Origin of the sequence: Saccharopolyspora terrae (genome assembly GCF_004348435.1) — a bacterium.
GTDB classification, from domain to species: Bacteria; Actinomycetota; Actinomycetes; order Mycobacteriales; family Pseudonocardiaceae; genus Saccharopolyspora; species Saccharopolyspora endophytica.
Genome location: NZ_SMKS01000037.1, coordinates 1 through 14,985 on the forward strand (window position 1 = coordinate 1; position 14,985 = coordinate 14,985).

Consider the following 14,985-nt stretch of genomic DNA (forward strand, 5'->3'; position numbering starts at 1 on the left):
CCACCACACCTGCACACCGACCCCCGCCCCAGCCCACACGATTTCAGTGGAAACCGGGCCCCTGATTTCCACTGAAACCAGGACTCCGACTTCCACTGAAACCCGAGACCCGGACTTCCACCGAAACCAAGTCCCCGACTTCCACTGAAATCGGGGACCGGACTTCCACTGAAATCGGGGGCCTGGACCTGGGTGAGGTCAGACGATCGGGAGGCGGAGGGCCGCCGGGGCCGAGGGCGGGACGGCCGGCGACTTGGGTTCGACCGGGGTGATCTTCCGGTAGCCCTGGGACTGGTCGGGGCGGGTGTCGGGCTCGCCCTTGTTCGGCCACAGGGAGAAGGCGCGCTCGGCCTGGGCGGTGATGGTCAGCGAGGGGTTCACGCCGAGGTTCGCGCTGACCGCCGAGCCGTCCACGATCGACAGCGTCGGGTAGGACCACGCGCGGTGGTACGGGTCGATGACGCCGGTTTCCGGGCTGTCGCCGATCGCGCAGCCGCCCAGGAAGTGCGCGGTCAGCGGGATGTCGAACATCTCGCCCCAGGTGCCGCCCGCGATGCCGCCGATCTTGTCGGCGACCAGGTCGTTGGCGCGCTCACCGGCCGGGATGTAGCTCGGGTTCGGTGCGCCGTGCCCCTGCTCGGAGGTCAGGAACCGCTTGCCGAACATCCGCTTCACGCTGGTGGTCAGCGAGTTGTCGAGGCTCTGCATCACCAGCAGGATCACGGTGCGCTGGCTCCACTTGCGCACCGAGAGCATCCGCAGCGACAGCAGCGGGTTCTCGCGCAGGAACCTCCCCAGCTGCTTCCACCGCGAGCCGTTGCCGCCCTTGGTCGCGGGGATCTGCAGCAGTCCCATCGCGTTGGCGCCCTTGGTGTAGCGGACGGGCTCGATGTGGGTGTCCTCGTCGGGGTGGAACGAGGAGGTGATCGCGACGCCGGTGGAGAAGTCGCGCTCCGGGTCGTACTCGCTGACCTGCGAGCCGATGATCGCCTCGGAGTTGGTGCGGGTCAGCTTGCCCAACCGCTTGGACAACCGGGGCAGGTCACCGTTGTCGACGCTGCCGTGCAGCAGGTTCTGGGTGCCCCAGGTTCCGGCGGCGACCACGACCTGGTCGGCGCTGAAAATCTTCGGCCTGCGGTTGAGCTTCGCACCGGTGCGGGAGGTGGCGATCCGCCAGCGCCCGTCGGCGCCCTTGCCGAGCCGGTTGACCGTGGTGAGCGGGAAGATCTCCGCTCCGGCCCGCTCCGCGAGGTACAGGTAGTTCTTGACCAGCGTGTTCTTCGCCCCGACCCGGCAGCCGGTCATGCAGGCGCCGCACTCGGTGCAGCCGGTGCGCGCCGGTCCCGCCCCGCCGAAGTAGGGGTCGCCGTCGGTGCGGCCGGGTTCGTTGAAGTACACGCCGACCGGGGTCGCGTGGAAGGTGTCGGCCACGCCCATGTCCGCGGCGACCTGCTTCATCACCACGTCGTGCGGGGTTTCCGACGGCTGCTCGACCACGCCGAGCATCTTGGTGGCCTGGTCGTAGTAGGGCGCCAGCTCCGACTCCCAGTCGGTGATGTGCGCCCACTGCGAGTCCTGGTAGAAGGGCTTGAGCGGCCGGTAGAGCGTGTTGGCGTAGTTCAGCGATCCGCCGCCGACGCCGGCACCGGCGAGGATGAGCACGTCGCGGAGCATGTGGATCCGCTGCACGCCGAAGCAGCCCAGCTGCGGGGCCCACAGGAACTTGCGCAGGTCCCAGGAGGTCTTCGGCAGCTCCTCGTCGGAGAACCGGCGACCCGCTTCGAGCACCGCGACCCGGTAGCCCTTCTCGGTCAGGCGCAGAGCGGCAACACTGCCGCCGAAGCCCGAACCGATCACCACCACGTCGAAATCGGTACCGCCATCACCACGTTGTGCCATGCGCGACAGACTAAAGGAACCTACTGATCAGTAGCTAGTCCCGTTCCGGGCTGTGGGAGGTGAGGTTCGGGCCGAGAACACCTCACCCGCGCAGCATCAGGCCGACCTTCTGGAACTCCTTGAGGTCGCGGTAGCCCGTCTTGGCCATGGCCCGGCGCAGACCGCCCATGAGGTTCAGCGTTCCGTACGGGTCGCTGCTCGGACCGAACAGCATCTTCTCCAGGTCGGCGTCGGTTCCGGCGAAGCCGACGATCTCGCTGCGCGGCAGGTTCGGGTGCGCGGCGGCGGAGGTCCAGTAGTAGCCCTGGGCGGGCGATTCGGTGGACTCGCTGAGCGCCTCGCCCAGCATCACCGCGTCGGCACCGCAGGCGATGGCCTTGGCGATGTCACCGGAGTAGGACAGCCCGCCGTCGGCGATGACGTGCACGTAGCGGCCTCCGGTCTCGTCCAGGTAGTCGCGGCGGGCCGCGGCGGCGTCGGCGACCGCGGTCGCCATCGGCACGCCGATGCCCAGCACCTGCGTGGTCGTGGCCGCGCGGGACTGGCCGAAGCCGACGATCACACCGGCGGCACCGGTGCGCATCAGGTGCATCGCGGTCCGGTAGTCGCCGACGCCACCGGCCACCACCGGCACGTCCAGCTCGTTGATGAAGCGCTTGAGGTTCAGCGGCTCGCCGTCGCGGGCCACATGCTCGGCGGAGATGATCGTGCCCTGCACGAACAGCATCTCGACGCCGGCGGCCAGCAGGTCGGGTGTCAGCTCCTCGGCGTGCTGCGGGCTGACCCGAGCGGCGACCGTGACACCGGAGTCCTTGACCTGCCGGAGGGCCTCGCTGAGCAGGTCCAGCCGGATCGGCGCGGAGTGCAGCTCCTGCAGCCGCGCGATCGGCGCCTCCAGGTCGCTGCTCTCCTCGGCGAGGCGGACCACGTCGGCGATCTTGTCCTCGACGTCGGTGTGCCGGGCCCACAGGCCCTCCGCGTTGAGCACGCCCAGACCACCGAGCTCGCCCATGCGCACCGCCGAGGCGGGCGAGACGACCGCGTCGGTCGGATGCGTGATCGCCGGGATGTCGAAGCGGTAGGCATCGATCTGCCAGGCCAGCGACACGTCCTTGGACGATCGGGTGCGCCGCGAGGGCACGATCTCGACGTCGTCCAAGTCGTAGCCGCGCATAGCGGTCCGGCCCATGCCGATCTCAACCTGATCGCGCACCGTGAGTCCCTCCTAGCAGCGGATGTCCAGCGAAACATTCTCTCCGCAAGCACCACGTCTCCGCCGCGCGGGGTCTTCGATCACCACCCGAACCCGCGAGATCACGCACAGCGACCGAGAGCCCGGCGCCGCACCGGGCACCGGGCTCTCACGAGATCAGCCGAAGTCAGCGAGTGGTGTAGTTGGGTGCCTCGACGGTCATGGTGATGTCGTGCGGGTGCGACTCCTTGAGGCCCGCTGCGGTGATCCGCACCAGCTTGGCCTCCTGGAGCTCCGGGATCGTGGTGGAACCCGTGTAGCCCATGCCGGAGCGCAGACCGCCCACGAGCTGGTCGACGACCTGGGACAGCGGCCCGCGGAACGGGACCCGACCCTCGATGCCCTCCGGGACCAGCTTGTCCTCGGAGAGAACGTCGTCCTGGAAGTAGCGGTCCTTGGAGTAGGACTTGGCCTGGCCGCGCGACTGCATCGCACCCAGCGAACCCATGCCCCGGTAGACCTTGAACTGCTTGCCGTTGACCAGCACCAGGTCGCCGGGCGACTCGGCGGTGCCGGCGAGCAGGCTGCCCAGCATGACCGAGCTGGCACCGGCGGCGATGGCCTTGCCGATGTCACCGGAGTACTGGATGCCCCCGTCGCCGATGATCGGCACACCGGCCGGCTTGCAGGCGACGCTGGCCTCGTAGATCGCGCTGATCTGCGGGACGCCGACACCGGCGACCACGCGGGTGGTGCAGATCGAGCCCGGACCCACGCCGACCTTGACCGCGTCCGCGCCCGCGTCCACGAGCGCCTGCGCGCCCGCCCGGGAGGCCACGTTGCCGCCGATGACGTCGACGGAGTTGCCCAGTTCCTTCTTCAGCGTCGAGACGGTGTCCAGCACAGCGCGGGAGTGGCCGTGGGCGGTGTCGACGATCAGCACGTCCACGCCCGCGTCGACCAGGGCCATCGCGCGCTCGTGCGAGTCCGCACCGACGCCGACGGCGGCGCCGCACAGCAGTCGGCCGTCGGGGTCCTTGGTGGCGCTCGGGTACTGCTCGGTCTTGACGAAGTCCTTGACGGTGATCAGGCCGCGCAGCTTGCCCGCGCCGTCGACGATCGGCAGCTTCTCGATCTTGTTGCGGCGCAGCAGGCCGAGCGCCGCGTCGGCGGTGACGCCGACCTGCGCGGTGATCAGCGGCGCGGTGGTCATGACCTCGCGCACCTTGCGCGTGTAGTCGACCTCGAAGCGCATGTCGCGGTTGGTGATGATGCCGACCAGCGTGCCGTCGGGGTCGGTCACCGGGACACCGGAGATCCGGAACCGGGCGCACAGCGCGTCGACCTCGGCGAGGGTGTCCTCCGGCGAACAGGTCACCGGGTCGGTCACCATGCCCGCCTCGGAGCGCTTGACGACCTCGACCTGCGACGCCTGCTCCTCGACGGAGAGGTTGCGCTGCAGGATGCCGACGCCGCCCTGGCGGGCCATCGCGATCGCCATCCGGGCCTCGGTCACGGTGTCCATCGCGGCGGACAGCAGCGGGACGCGGAGGCGAACGTTGCGGGAGAGCTGGGTCGAGGTGTCCACCGCGCTCGGGATGACGTCCGACTCGTCGGGCAGCAGGAGCACGTCATCGAAGGTCAGACCCAGCGTCGCGAACTTATCGGGGAGGCCGGGAGCGGAGAGTTCGCTGGTCATGGCGAGGGATGTGCCTTCCTTCACGATATGGCCCACAAACCTTCAAGGTGCGGCTTGCTGGGATTACCACGGCGATCGCGTCCTGCGCATCAGCTGTGCTGAATAACAACGCGGTGTCCGGATAGAGGATTCCTCAGATGATAGAGACCACAGGTCAGGGCGCGGTTGCCCCGTCCCGGCAGGGGTGCGCCAGGCCACGGGCCGTGGTCGCAGGCGTGTGAAACCCGCCCCGAGAGCCCCGCGCAGGCGAGGCGCCCGGTACCGTGCGGGCCGTGCCGCACGATCCGATGCCACCAGACCCGTTCGCGGGTGATCCGGAAGATCCGAGCATGGCACTCGGTGACCACGACGCCGAGGACGGTCCGCCGCTCGGCGACGAGGAGCGCGCCGAGCTGCTCGCCGACCTGACCGACCTGGCCGTCTACCAGGCACTCCTGGAGCCCAGGGGCGTCCGGGGCATCGTGGTCGACTGCGCGGACTGCGGGGAGTGCCACTACCACGACTGGGAGCTGCTGCGCTCCAGCCTTTCCCAGCTCCTGCACGACGGCCGCATGCGCCCCCACGAACCGGCCTTCGACCCGGACCCGGGCCAGTACGTCACCTGGGAGTACTGCCGAGGCTACGCAGACGGAATGACGGAGAGCGAAACCGCACTCTGACCTTCTCGCTCCAGACTGCTCACGTCAGGCAAGCGCCGGAGGCGCTTTCTCCTCACCCCACCCGAGCAACCCGCACCGCCGCGGGTTCTCAGACGTCTTCTGGTGAGGACAGCCGTAGCGCCGTGTATTGGCATACATCAGTCTCGGATCCCGGAGCCAGAAGGCGTCTGAGGTTCCGCTTCTGGCGCCGCCCAGCACAGGGACCACTGAGTAGTGGCAGTGGACCCGACCCACCAAACGAGGGAAGAACCCTCCGCGAACGGAGAAGTCCTTCCCTCACGAAGAGATCAAGGCGTTGAGGTCTGCGGCTGCTGCGGCCAGAACCACCCGCCCGACGAGCTCTCCGAACTGCTGGTCTCGCTCGGCGACGTGGTCGGCGAGGTCGGACCGGTGGTGCTCGACGGCGGGGTGGTGCTGTCGGTCGGCGGTGTGCCCGGGGGCGGCGGCAACGGCTGGGACGGGGACGGCTGAGTCGTCGGCGGCAGCGTCGTCGTCGGCGTCGAGGACTGCGAGGAGTCGTTCTCGCCCTGACCGATGCGCATGGTCAGAGACTCGTGCGCGGCCCGGAGCTCGGACAGGCCGTGCTCCTTGTCCACGTCGGCCAGGTGCTGGTTGGCCGACCGCAGCGCCTCCTCGGCGGCCATCCGGTTGCCCCGCTCGACCTCGCTCTCGGCCGTGTCGAGGTCCGTGCGAGCCGAAGCAGCGGCTTGAACCGCGCGCGTGTGATCGGTGTAGAGCACCTGGGCCACGCCCCACAGCATGTCGCCGGGCTGCGCGTCCCGGGCGGCCACGCCGACGCCGGTGAAGGTGATCATCAGAACCGCTGCCGCGGTGGCCACCGGGACGAGGTGCCTGCGGCGCAGGAAGCTGCGCGGCCGGCCGGCCTCGGCGATCGCCGCAACGGCGGTGTCGGTGTCCACCAGGTCACCGATCGGTGCCGAGTCGACGTCCTGACGCCACGCCACCAGCAGCTGTTCCAGGCTGGGGGCGCCGTCGGCCGTCGGGGGCACGTCGGGGTTGGTTCCGCCCAGCGCGTCGAGGAGGACGTCGTCCTCCTGCAGCGCGGCCAGGTCGATCGGTTCGTCGCTGAAGTCGTCGAGGTCGGTGAGCTCCTCGTCCGCGTCACCGCGCGGACGGAAGGTCAGCACCTCGGCGCCGGCCTCTTCGCGGGAGGTCTCGGACTCGTCTGAGCCGGAGTCCCGGTGGTTGTCGCTCAGTTCCGTTCCCTCGCCTGCGGATCCCTCAGCAGGAGCTAGGTCCCGCTCGTCTGCATGGGTCGAACGGTCCTGCTCCAGGGCGGATTCCTCGACGGGTTCGCCTCCCAGCTCCCCATCGGACCCTTTCCGCTCAGCCATTCAGACCACCTCCTCCGCGGACAGCGTCTTCCGCAACCGGGCCAGTGCGCGATGTTGTGCTACGCGCACAGCGCCCGGTGTCGAGCCGACCGCTTCGGCGGTTTCCTCCGCCGACAGCCCGACTACCACCCGGAGCAGCAGGATTTCCCGCTGCTTGGCCGGGAGGATTTGGAGCAACTGCGCCATCCTGCCCGAGAGCTCACCCTGCATCGCCCGCTGCTCTGGACCGGCCTCGGACTCCGGGGTGTCCGGCATGTCCGCGACCGGTTCTGAACGGTTGCGAGCTGACGCACGGTGCGCATCAGCCACCTTGTGCGCGGCGATGCCGTACACGAACGCCAAGAACGGACGACCCTGGTCCTTGTAAGTGGGCAGCGCGGTGAGCACCGCCAAGCACACTTCCTGGGCGACGTCGTCCGCTGACGCGAACGACCTCTCGTTTCGTCCGACCCTGGCGCGGCAGTACCGCACCACCAAAGGACGGATTTCGGCCAGCAAGCGCTCAATCGACTGACGATCGCCGTCGACGGCGGCGCTTACAAGAGCGTCCAGCCCGTCCCCCACATTGGTCATCGCAGACAGCAGCCCTGGTGTTACGCGTTCAAGCGATTCGGATTTGCCCGGCGTGTTTCGCGTGCACCGCACGCCGCGCCGTGGTCACCGTACCGGGCTGGAGGCGTTCGCAGAACAGGGACCGGGGGTCGGGGGCCGTCGTCGTCACCCATCCACATCTACCAGAAGCCGTGGCCGACGGTGTTTGTCCAGGCCACCGACATCGTCGTGGTGCGTGGGACAGCGGTCGGAGACGATCTTCACATCGTCTCGGTGGAGGTGCTCGGCGGCGGCGACGGCCGAGTGGAGAAGGTTCTCGCCGCCGGCACCTGAAGCCGGGCCGACCGGAGGCGGCCATGGCTCACATCACGGACTCCCCTGCGTCGCCGTGAAACACGGCGGGCACGAGCGCGATGCGAGCCACAGCCACTCCCGAAGCGTCAGCTCACCGGAAGGCACTCTCGTCTGGCGGTCACCGGCGTCCCCCAACTCCGTGCCGGTGCCACCTGGTCACCGGCTCAGGCGACGAGACCGCGGCGGAACCCGTGCGCCACCGCTTGAGCGCGGTCGCGGACGCCGAGCTTGCGGAACAGCCGGCGCGCGTGGGTCTTGACCGTGTCTTCGGAGAGGTAGAGCTCGCGGCCGATCTGGCCGTTGCTCTTGCCCTGGCTCATGCCGCGCAGCACTTGGAGCTCGCGCTCCGTGAGCTGCACGCCGGGGTCGGACGGTTGCCGCGGTGCGGGCACCGAGGTGCTTGCCAGCGTGTGGGCCAGCGCCGCGACGAGTTCGGGCCGGGACGCGTCCCAGCGGAGGTAACCGCGGGCACCACCGGCGATGGCCGCGGCGATGCTCGCCGCGTCGTCGGGGGCGCCGAAGACGATCACGTTGGCTTGGGGATGCGCGGAGACGAGCCGGCGCGTGGCCTCGACGCCGTTGGGCACGGCGCGCTGGGTTCCCACCAGCACGACGTCCACGGCCTGCCGCGAGAAACGGGCCAACAGCTCGTCGCCATGTGCGACGCAATCGATCCGGCTCACTCCGGGGACAGCTGACATCACACGAGTGAGCCCTTCCCGGACGCTACGTCGGTCATCGCAGATCAAGACCGTCGTCACGGGAACTCCTTCCTGCAGGCGAGTGACGTTCCACATCCCCTATCGGACGCATGAGGCGAAACCTTGACACGATCCGGTGCTTAATCCCTCCAGAATTCGGGCCGCGGACACACGTGAGGGACATTCACTGGAACGGAGCAGGCCCCAGCCGTTACCCCCCGAGAGGACGCGACCCCGCGCCATACCTGCGATGTTCACCCGATCGCTGCGAATGTGACGATCACTTTGCCCGTCCGAACGAACATCGAGATCGACCCCGCAAATGGTTCTGTGATTTGGGTCACATCGTACTCAACTCAGCCCAGGACGGTAGCGGAAACCCGGGACACGGCGGTCTCGAGCGACCCGAGCAGCTCCACGTGGCCGGGCAGCGCCTCGGCCGACCAGCCCGCCCCGGCGACGAACGCGCGGGCCCGCTGCCGGGTGATCGGGATGTCGTCGAGGACGCGCGGAGCCGCGTAGTACGGCTGGTCCGCCCACAGCACCACCGCGGCCGGCGCGGAGCGCTTCACGGCGGCGGCCAGGCCCTCGCGCGGCAGGGCGGCGCCGAACAGCCGGTGCCCGACCCGGTTCGCCGCCAGCGCGGCGGCCAGCGCCACGAGTTCGAGCTCCTGGTTCTCGCCGGGGACCGGCGCGAGCACCACCGGCCGCGGGTTCTCCGGCTTCGGGGCCCGCGCGATGACCGAGCGCAGCGCTGTCGACGCGCAGTCGTTGAGCAGCTGGAGCACTTCGACACCGGTCCCGGAGCGCTGCCTGCGCTCGCTGACCGCGCGCAGCACCGGCTGCAACATCTCCTGCCAGGTCCGGACCACGCCGTCGCCGTCCATCGACTCGATCAGCAGCTGCTGCACCGACCACGAGTCCAGCGCCAGCGCCGCGCGGCCCAGCCCGCGGGTTCGCGGCCCGGCGCCCGAGAGCTTGAGGCCCCGGCCGCCGGTGTTGGCCCCGGCCAGGGCGAGTTCGTCATCGGCGCCGTCGAGCACGCCGGACAGCAGCAGGGGCGCGTCCTCGACGTCGGCCCGCTCCGGCGAGGAACCGTCCGGGCGGCGCTGCGGGGGCGGTGCGGCGACCGTGCGGGCGTAGCGGGCGGCCTCCATCGGCGAAGCGCCGCGCAGCAGCGCGCGCTGCATCTGCTCCAGGCGAGCGATGTCGTCCGGCCCGTAGCGGCGGTGCCTGCCGCTGGTGTGGTCGCTGGGGCCCAAGCCGTACCGGCGGTCCCAGGTGCGCAGCGTGGCGGGTGCGACGCCGAGCCTGCGTGCGACCGCGGCGACGCTGAGCCTCGGCTCGTCGTCCAGACCGATCCCCTCCGGCTCCTGCGCTGACGTCTCCGACGCGTCCACTCCATCACCAGCCGGTGAATCGCCGAACGGGTCGGGGGTGTGCACCCCCGCAATTGGTTCAGGCCGCGTCGTCACCCGGCACATATTCCGGTTCTCACCCGCCGAGAGCAAGCCGGTCGGACTTCGATCACCCCATTTCCAAGGATCACACCAACGATGAACAGCTTTTGGCGCGAAAGGGGTTGAACAAGTTTTGACTCGGTTCTACGGTCGGATCATGCGAGGCTGCGGCGGTCCCGCCGTAGCAAGGGAGGGGATCCACCGGTGGGAGGTGGTTGTCGCAATGGCAGACACTCGACGTCTTCCAGGACCGAACGCCGATATCTGGGATTGGCAGATACGGGGCTCGTGCAGGGGGATGGACAGCGCGTACTTCTTTCATCCGGACGGAGAGCGAGGTCCGGCACGAGCGCGGCGTGAGGCGAAGGCGAAGGAGGTGTGCCAGCACTGCCCTGTGCTAGCCCAGTGCCGCACTCACGCATTGGCGGTCCAGGAGCCGTACGGCATCTGGGGAGGACTGTCCGAGTCAGAACGGGAAGTGATCATCAAGGCGCGCAAGCGCCACCAGCTGGCGGTAGCAGCCGGCTGACCCCAGGACCATGACCGGCGGTGGGGGAAGCGCCGCAGGTCAGGTGGGCCGGGAACGAATGGCACGAGGGGCGTCATTCGCTCCCGGTGGAAGCGGAAAGAAGATCGGGGCGGTACCCAGGCATGGGTACCGCCCCGATCTTTCGCGTCGAGCGAGCGGCGCAGCCGCTCGTCCGCCGGAGTGCCTTCCGGTCAGTGGCCGTGGCCGTGGCCGTGTCCGTGGCCGCCGGCCTCCTCGGTCTCCTCCGGCTTGTCCACGACGGCGCTCTCGGTGGTGAGCACCATGCGGGCGATGGAGGCCGCGTTGGCGACCGCGGAGCGGGTCACCTTCAGCGGGTCGACGATGCCGGCCTGCACCAGGTCGCCGTACTCGCCGGTGGCGGCGTTGTAGCCGGAGCCCCAGTCGAGGTCGCGGACCTTGGACACCACGACGGCGCCCTCCTGCCCGGCGTTGGCGGCGATCCAGAACAGCGGAGCCTCCAGCGCGCGGCGGACCAGCTGCACACCGGTCGCCTCGTCACCGGTCAGGCCGAGGTTGCCCTCCAGCGACTTGGAGGCGTGGATCAGCGCGGACCCACCACCGGGCACGCTGCCCTCCTCGGCGGCGGCCTTGGACGCCGCGACGGCGTCCTCGATCCGGGACTTGCGCTCCTTGAGCTCGGTCTCGGTGGCCGCGCCGACCTTGATCACCGCGACGCCGCCGGCCAGCTTGGCCAGCCGCTCCTGCAGCTTCTCGCGGTCCCAGTCGGAGTCGGTCGCCTCGATCTCCTTGCGGAGCTGAGCGGCGCGCTCGGCGACGTCCGCGGCGGAACCGCGACCGTCGACCAGGGTGGTCTCGTCCTTGGTGACGGTGACCCGGCGGGCCGCACCCAGCACCTCGGGACCGGCCTCGGAGAGCTTCAGACCCAGCTCGGGCGCGATGACCTGAGCACCGGTGACGATGGCCAGGTCGTCCATGAACGCCTTGCGGCGGTCACCGAAGAACGGGGCCTTGACCGCGACGACCTTGAGGGTCTTGCGCACGGCGTTGACGGCCAGGGTGGACAGCGCCTCGCCCTCGACGTCCTCGGCCACGATCAGCAGCGGCTTGCCGTCCTGCACGACCTTCTCCAACAGGGGCAGCAGCTCCTGGATGTTGGAGATCTTCTCCCGGTGCAGCAGGATCTGCGCGTCCTCCAGAACGGCTTCCTGGCGCTCGGCGTCGGTGACGAAGTGCGGCGAGACGAAGCCCTTGTCGAACTGCACGCCCTCGGTGAGGTCCAGCTCGGTGGCCAGCGTCGAGGACTCCTCGATGCTGATGACGCCGTCCTCGCCGACCTTCTCCATGGCCTCGCCGATCAGGTCGCCGATGGCCTCGTCGCGCGAGGACACGGTGGCGATCTGGGCGATGTTGTCACGGCCCTTGACCGGGGTGGCCTTGGCCTTCAGCGCCTCGACCACGGCCTCGGCGGCCAGGGTGACGCCCTTGTTCAGCGACGCCGGGTTCGCGCCCGCGGCCAGGTTGCGCAGGCCCTCGCGGACCAGCGACTGGGCCAGCACGGTCGCGGTGGTGGTTCCGTCACCGGCGACGTCGTTGGTCTTGGTCGCGACGTTCTTGGCGAGCTGGGCGCCCAGGTTCTCGAACGGGTCCTCGAGCTCGATCTCGCGAGCGATGGTGACGCCGTCGTTGGTGATCTGCGGTCCGCCGAACTGCTTGTCCAGCACGACGTACCGGCCTCGCGGCCCGAGCGTGACCTTCACCGCGTCGGCGAGCTGGTTGACGCCGCTTTCCAGCGCACGGCGCGCCTGCTCGTCGAAGGTGATCTGCTTAGCCATTTTTGCTACAGCCCTTCAGATGAGTGCCTGATCCCGAACATGCAGCCGCCCCGGCGGTCCCGCGGTCGGGACCGCCGGGGCGGCTGTGCCCACGCTGGGTGGGCGCACGATGATCTGGCGTCAGTTGACGACGGCCAGCACGTCGCGGGCGGAGAGGATCAGGTACTCCTCGCCGTTGTACTTGACCTCGGTGCCGCCGTACTTCGAGTAGATGACGACGTCGCCTTCCTTCACATCCACGGGGATGCGGTTGCCCTTGTCGTCGATGCGACCCGGGCCGACTGCCAGGACCTTGCCCTCCTGGGGCTTTTCCTTGGCGGTGTCCGGGATCACGATGCCGGACGCAGTCGTCGTCTCGGCTTCGCTCGCCTGGACCACGATCTTGTCCTCAAGCGGCTTGATGCTCGCCACGGTGTGACCTCCACCTTCTGGGGCCTTCGAAGCGTTGGCTGGGAATGACGGCTCCGTTGCTCCCCGTCGTCGCGGGTGCCGGGGCGCGGTGGCGCCGTGCTGCTAGCACTCTACCCAGGAGAGTGCCAGCGCTCAACAACCACCCGCTCACTCGAACGCCGGAACACGACTTCGCGCATTCAACGGCACCGCTCGCACCTCACGACGAGCGGGGTTCATTCAACCCGCACCGGGCCCTCCGCGATCGCCGTTTCGAACCTCTTTCACCCAACGGGGCGACGGCATCACGGAAAGTGGCGGCACGCGGTGTCGATCACCGCACCCCAGCCCACCTGCGACGTCGTGACCTGTGCGCTGCGGACAGTGATCATCGCTGGTAGATCGGCATGCGGGGAATCTCACCAATGCCTCCAGGTGGTTCACACCTGCGGCGTCCGGTGGCCTAGGTTGCACGGCATGCCAGCCCTCTCCAAGCCCGCGAACCGGCCGTGGGAGCGACGCCCCCGACCCGCTCGCCCGCCTGGTCCGTCCGGCCCCCCGACCCGATCCAGCTGGCGTCCGAAGTAAGCGACGCCTCCGCTCAGACCAGACCGCACTGCTGCGGTCGCCTGATTTTGCCGACAATTCACCAAACCCTCCAGGCATGTCGGTAGTTTCCGCCTTCGCCAGGCGAGCACCGTCGAACTCCGGATGCGTCCGCAGGAAGACCTGGAGGGCTTGAGATGTCCGACCCCAACGTTCCGTTATCCGGCCGACTCACCCGGCGCGCCGTGCTGCTGGGCGGCGCCGCCGCCTTCGGCGCGACCGCGCTGGGTGGATCGGCCGTCGCCAACGCGCTGGCGATGCCCGGCGCGGGAGTGCGCAAGCTGGCCGATCCCTTCACCCTCGGCGTCGCCTCCGGCGACCCGCTGCCCGAGGGCGTGGTGCTGTGGACCCGGCTCGCCCCCGAACCCACCAACGACGACGGCCTGGGCGGGATGCCCGAGAAGGTCGTGCCGGTGCAGTGGGAGGTCGCGACCGACGAGAAGTTCAGCGACGTCGTGCAGTCCGGTGAGGCGCAGGCCGCTCCGGAGCTCGGGCACAGCGTCCACGTCGAGCTGGAGGGCCTCCAGCCGGGCGCCGAGTACTTCTACCGGTTCAAGGCGCAGGACGCGATCTCGTCGGTCGGCCGCACCCGGACCGCCCCGGCGGCAGGATCGCTCGGCGAGCTGACCATGTGCTTCGCCTCGTGCGCCCACTACGGCGAGGGCTACTTCACCGCCTACAAGCGGATGGCCGAGGACGAACCGCACCTGATCCTGCACCTCGGCGATTACCAGTACGAGTACGCCGCGTCCGACGACGACGTCCGGAAGGTCCTCGGGCCGGAGACCCGCACGCTCGCCAACTACCGGCAGCGGCACGCGCAGTACAAGACCGACCCGGACCTGCAGCTCGCGCACGCCACGGCACCGTGGGTCGTGGTCTGGGACGACCACGAGACCGAGAACAACTGGGCCGACGAGATCCCGGAGAAGCCCGACGACGGTTTCCTCGATCGCCGCGAGGCCGCGTTCCAGGCGTACTACGAGAACATGCCGCTGCGTTCGACTTCCAAGCCGAGCGGGATCGATCTCCAGCTGTACCGGCGGCTTTCGTGGGGCTCGCTGGTGAACTTCCACATGCTCGACACCCGGCAGTACCGCAGCGACCAGGCCTGCGGCGACGGCGTCCAGCCCGGTTGCGACGACCGCGAGGACCCGAACCGCTCGCTGACCGGCGCCGAGCAGGAGAAGTGGCTCGTCGACGGGTTCAACAGCACCTCGGCCCGCTGGGACGTGCTGGGGCAGCAGGTGTTCTTCTCCAAGATCGACCTGACCCCGGGTTCCGAAGAGGGCTACAACATGGACGCCTGGGACGGCTACGTCGCCAACCGCGACCGCATCGCCGACGCCATGGCCGACAGCGCGGTCCGCAACGGGGTCGTGCTCACCGGTGACGTCCACCGGCACTGGGCCGCGGAGATCAAGCGCACCCACGACGACCCGGACTCCCCCGCGGTCGGCACCGAGCTGGTGACGACGTCGATCACCAGCGGCGGTGACGGCAGCGACGACACCAACGACGACGTCCTGGCCGAGAACCCGCACGTGAAGTACTACGCGAACCGCCGGGGCTACGTCCGGACGAAGTTCACCGAGTCCCAGCTCACGGCCGACTACCGGACCGTGGCGAAGGTGTCCGAAGAGGACGCCCCGGCCAAGACCGCGAAGACCTTCGTGGTCGAAGACGGCAACCCCGCCCTCAACCCCGCCTGACCCCGGGCCACGAGCTCCCACCACCCGATCGCGTCCGAGCACGATGCCCTCCCGGGCATCTCC

12 protein-coding genes are annotated in these 14,985 nt (G+C 69.3%); 3 read left to right on the plus strand and 9 right to left on the minus strand.

Features of this window, described 5'->3' with window-relative positions; translation table 11 throughout:
* Positions 1 to 198 precede the first annotated feature (198 nt).
* From E1181_RS19745 to guaB, 3 genes are all read right to left on the minus strand, one after another.
* Positions 199 to 1,899 (minus strand): GMC family oxidoreductase N-terminal domain-containing protein, encoded by a 1,701-nt coding sequence (locus tag E1181_RS19745; protein ID WP_132676927.1) that lies wholly within the window; start codon positions 1,897 to 1,899, stop codon positions 199 to 201.
* 82 nt (positions 1,900 to 1,981) lie between these two features.
* Entirely contained in the window at positions 1,982 to 3,112 is a 1,131-nt protein-coding gene (locus tag E1181_RS19750; protein WP_132676929.1) for a GuaB3 family IMP dehydrogenase-related protein, read from the minus strand.
* A gap of 166 nt (positions 3,113 to 3,278) precedes the next feature.
* A complete protein-coding gene (guaB, locus tag E1181_RS19755) occupies positions 3,279 to 4,790 on the minus strand; it encodes an IMP dehydrogenase (RefSeq protein ID WP_132676931.1) in 1,512 nt (503 codons plus the stop codon).
* Positions 4,791 to 5,077: 287 nt separating this feature from the next.
* On the opposite strand from guaB, the gene E1181_RS19760 reads away from it, so the two are divergent.
* Complete coding sequence (locus E1181_RS19760) at positions 5,078 to 5,449, plus strand: DUF5319 domain-containing protein (protein WP_132677023.1); 372 nt, start codon at positions 5,078 to 5,080, stop codon at positions 5,447 to 5,449.
* Between the two features lie 287 nt (positions 5,450 to 5,736).
* On the opposite strand, the gene E1181_RS19765 is transcribed toward E1181_RS19760, so the two are convergent.
* From E1181_RS19765 to E1181_RS19780, 4 genes are all read right to left on the minus strand, one after another.
* Positions 5,737 to 6,804, minus strand: a complete 1,068-nt coding sequence (locus tag E1181_RS19765) for an anti-sigma-D factor RsdA (protein ID WP_132676933.1) — start codon at positions 6,802 to 6,804, stop codon at positions 5,737 to 5,739.
* Positions 6,805 to 7,377: a sigma-70 family RNA polymerase sigma factor gene (locus tag E1181_RS19770; RefSeq protein WP_093414059.1), complete on the minus strand. Its 573-nt coding sequence runs from the start codon at positions 7,375 to 7,377 to the stop codon at positions 6,805 to 6,807. It abuts the gene before it with no gap.
* 497 nt (positions 7,378 to 7,874) lie between these two features.
* Positions 7,875 to 8,471 (minus strand): response regulator transcription factor, encoded by a 597-nt coding sequence (locus E1181_RS19775; RefSeq protein ID WP_029536209.1) that lies wholly within the window; start codon positions 8,469 to 8,471, stop codon positions 7,875 to 7,877.
* A 296-nt stretch (positions 8,472 to 8,767) separates the two neighbouring features.
* The gene (locus E1181_RS19780) at positions 8,768 to 9,811 is read right to left on the minus strand and encodes a MerR family transcriptional regulator (RefSeq protein WP_235876893.1); all 1,044 of its coding nucleotides are present in this window, start codon (positions 9,809 to 9,811) and stop codon (positions 8,768 to 8,770) included.
* Positions 9,812 to 10,094: 283 nt separating this feature from the next.
* On the opposite strand from E1181_RS19780, the gene E1181_RS19785 reads away from it, so the two are divergent.
* Complete coding sequence (locus E1181_RS19785; protein ID WP_132622826.1) at positions 10,095 to 10,400, plus strand: WhiB family transcriptional regulator; 306 nt, start codon at positions 10,095 to 10,097, stop codon at positions 10,398 to 10,400.
* Between the two features lie 191 nt (positions 10,401 to 10,591).
* On the opposite strand, the gene groL is transcribed toward E1181_RS19785, so the two are convergent.
* A complete protein-coding gene (groL, locus tag E1181_RS19790; RefSeq protein WP_132676937.1) occupies positions 10,592 to 12,214 on the minus strand; it encodes a chaperonin GroEL in 1,623 nt (540 codons plus the stop codon).
* Between the two features lie 120 nt (positions 12,215 to 12,334).
* Positions 12,335 to 12,625: a co-chaperone GroES gene (gene groES, locus E1181_RS19795; RefSeq protein WP_093414065.1), complete on the minus strand. Its 291-nt coding sequence runs from the start codon at positions 12,623 to 12,625 to the stop codon at positions 12,335 to 12,337.
* A gap of 722 nt (positions 12,626 to 13,347) precedes the next feature.
* Here groES and E1181_RS19800 point away from each other — a divergent pair.
* Positions 13,348 to 14,922, plus strand: coding sequence for an alkaline phosphatase D family protein (locus tag E1181_RS19800; RefSeq protein ID WP_132676939.1), 1,575 nt, complete (start codon positions 13,348 to 13,350; stop codon positions 14,920 to 14,922).
* The last annotated feature ends 63 nt before the right edge of the window (positions 14,923 to 14,985 follow it).

What these genes read in the sequence shown, in the direction of transcription:
- E1181_RS19745 (WP_132676927.1), bottom strand. Translation starts at nt 1,899, where the DNA reads ATGGCACAACGTGGTGATGGCGGTACCGATTTCGACGTGGTGGTGATC.
- guaB (WP_132676931.1), bottom strand. Translation starts at nt 4,790, where the DNA reads ATGACCAGCGAACTCTCCGCTCCCGGCCTCCCCGATAAGTTCGCGACG.
- E1181_RS19760 (WP_132677023.1), top strand. Translation starts at nt 5,078, where the DNA reads ATGCCACCAGACCCGTTCGCGGGTGATCCGGAAGATCCGAGCATGGCA.
- E1181_RS19765 (WP_132676933.1), bottom strand. Translation starts at nt 6,804, where the DNA reads ATGGCTGAGCGGAAAGGGTCCGATGGGGAGCTGGGAGGCGAACCCGTC.
- E1181_RS19770 (WP_093414059.1), bottom strand. Translation starts at nt 7,377, where the DNA reads ATGACCAATGTGGGGGACGGGCTGGACGCTCTTGTAAGCGCCGCCGTC.
- E1181_RS19785 (WP_132622826.1), top strand. Translation starts at nt 10,095, where the DNA reads ATGGCAGACACTCGACGTCTTCCAGGACCGAACGCCGATATCTGGGAT.
- groL (WP_132676937.1), bottom strand. Translation starts at nt 12,214, where the DNA reads ATGGCTAAGCAGATCACCTTCGACGAGCAGGCGCGCCGTGCGCTGGAA.
- E1181_RS19800 (WP_132676939.1), top strand. Translation starts at nt 13,348, where the DNA reads ATGTCCGACCCCAACGTTCCGTTATCCGGCCGACTCACCCGGCGCGCC.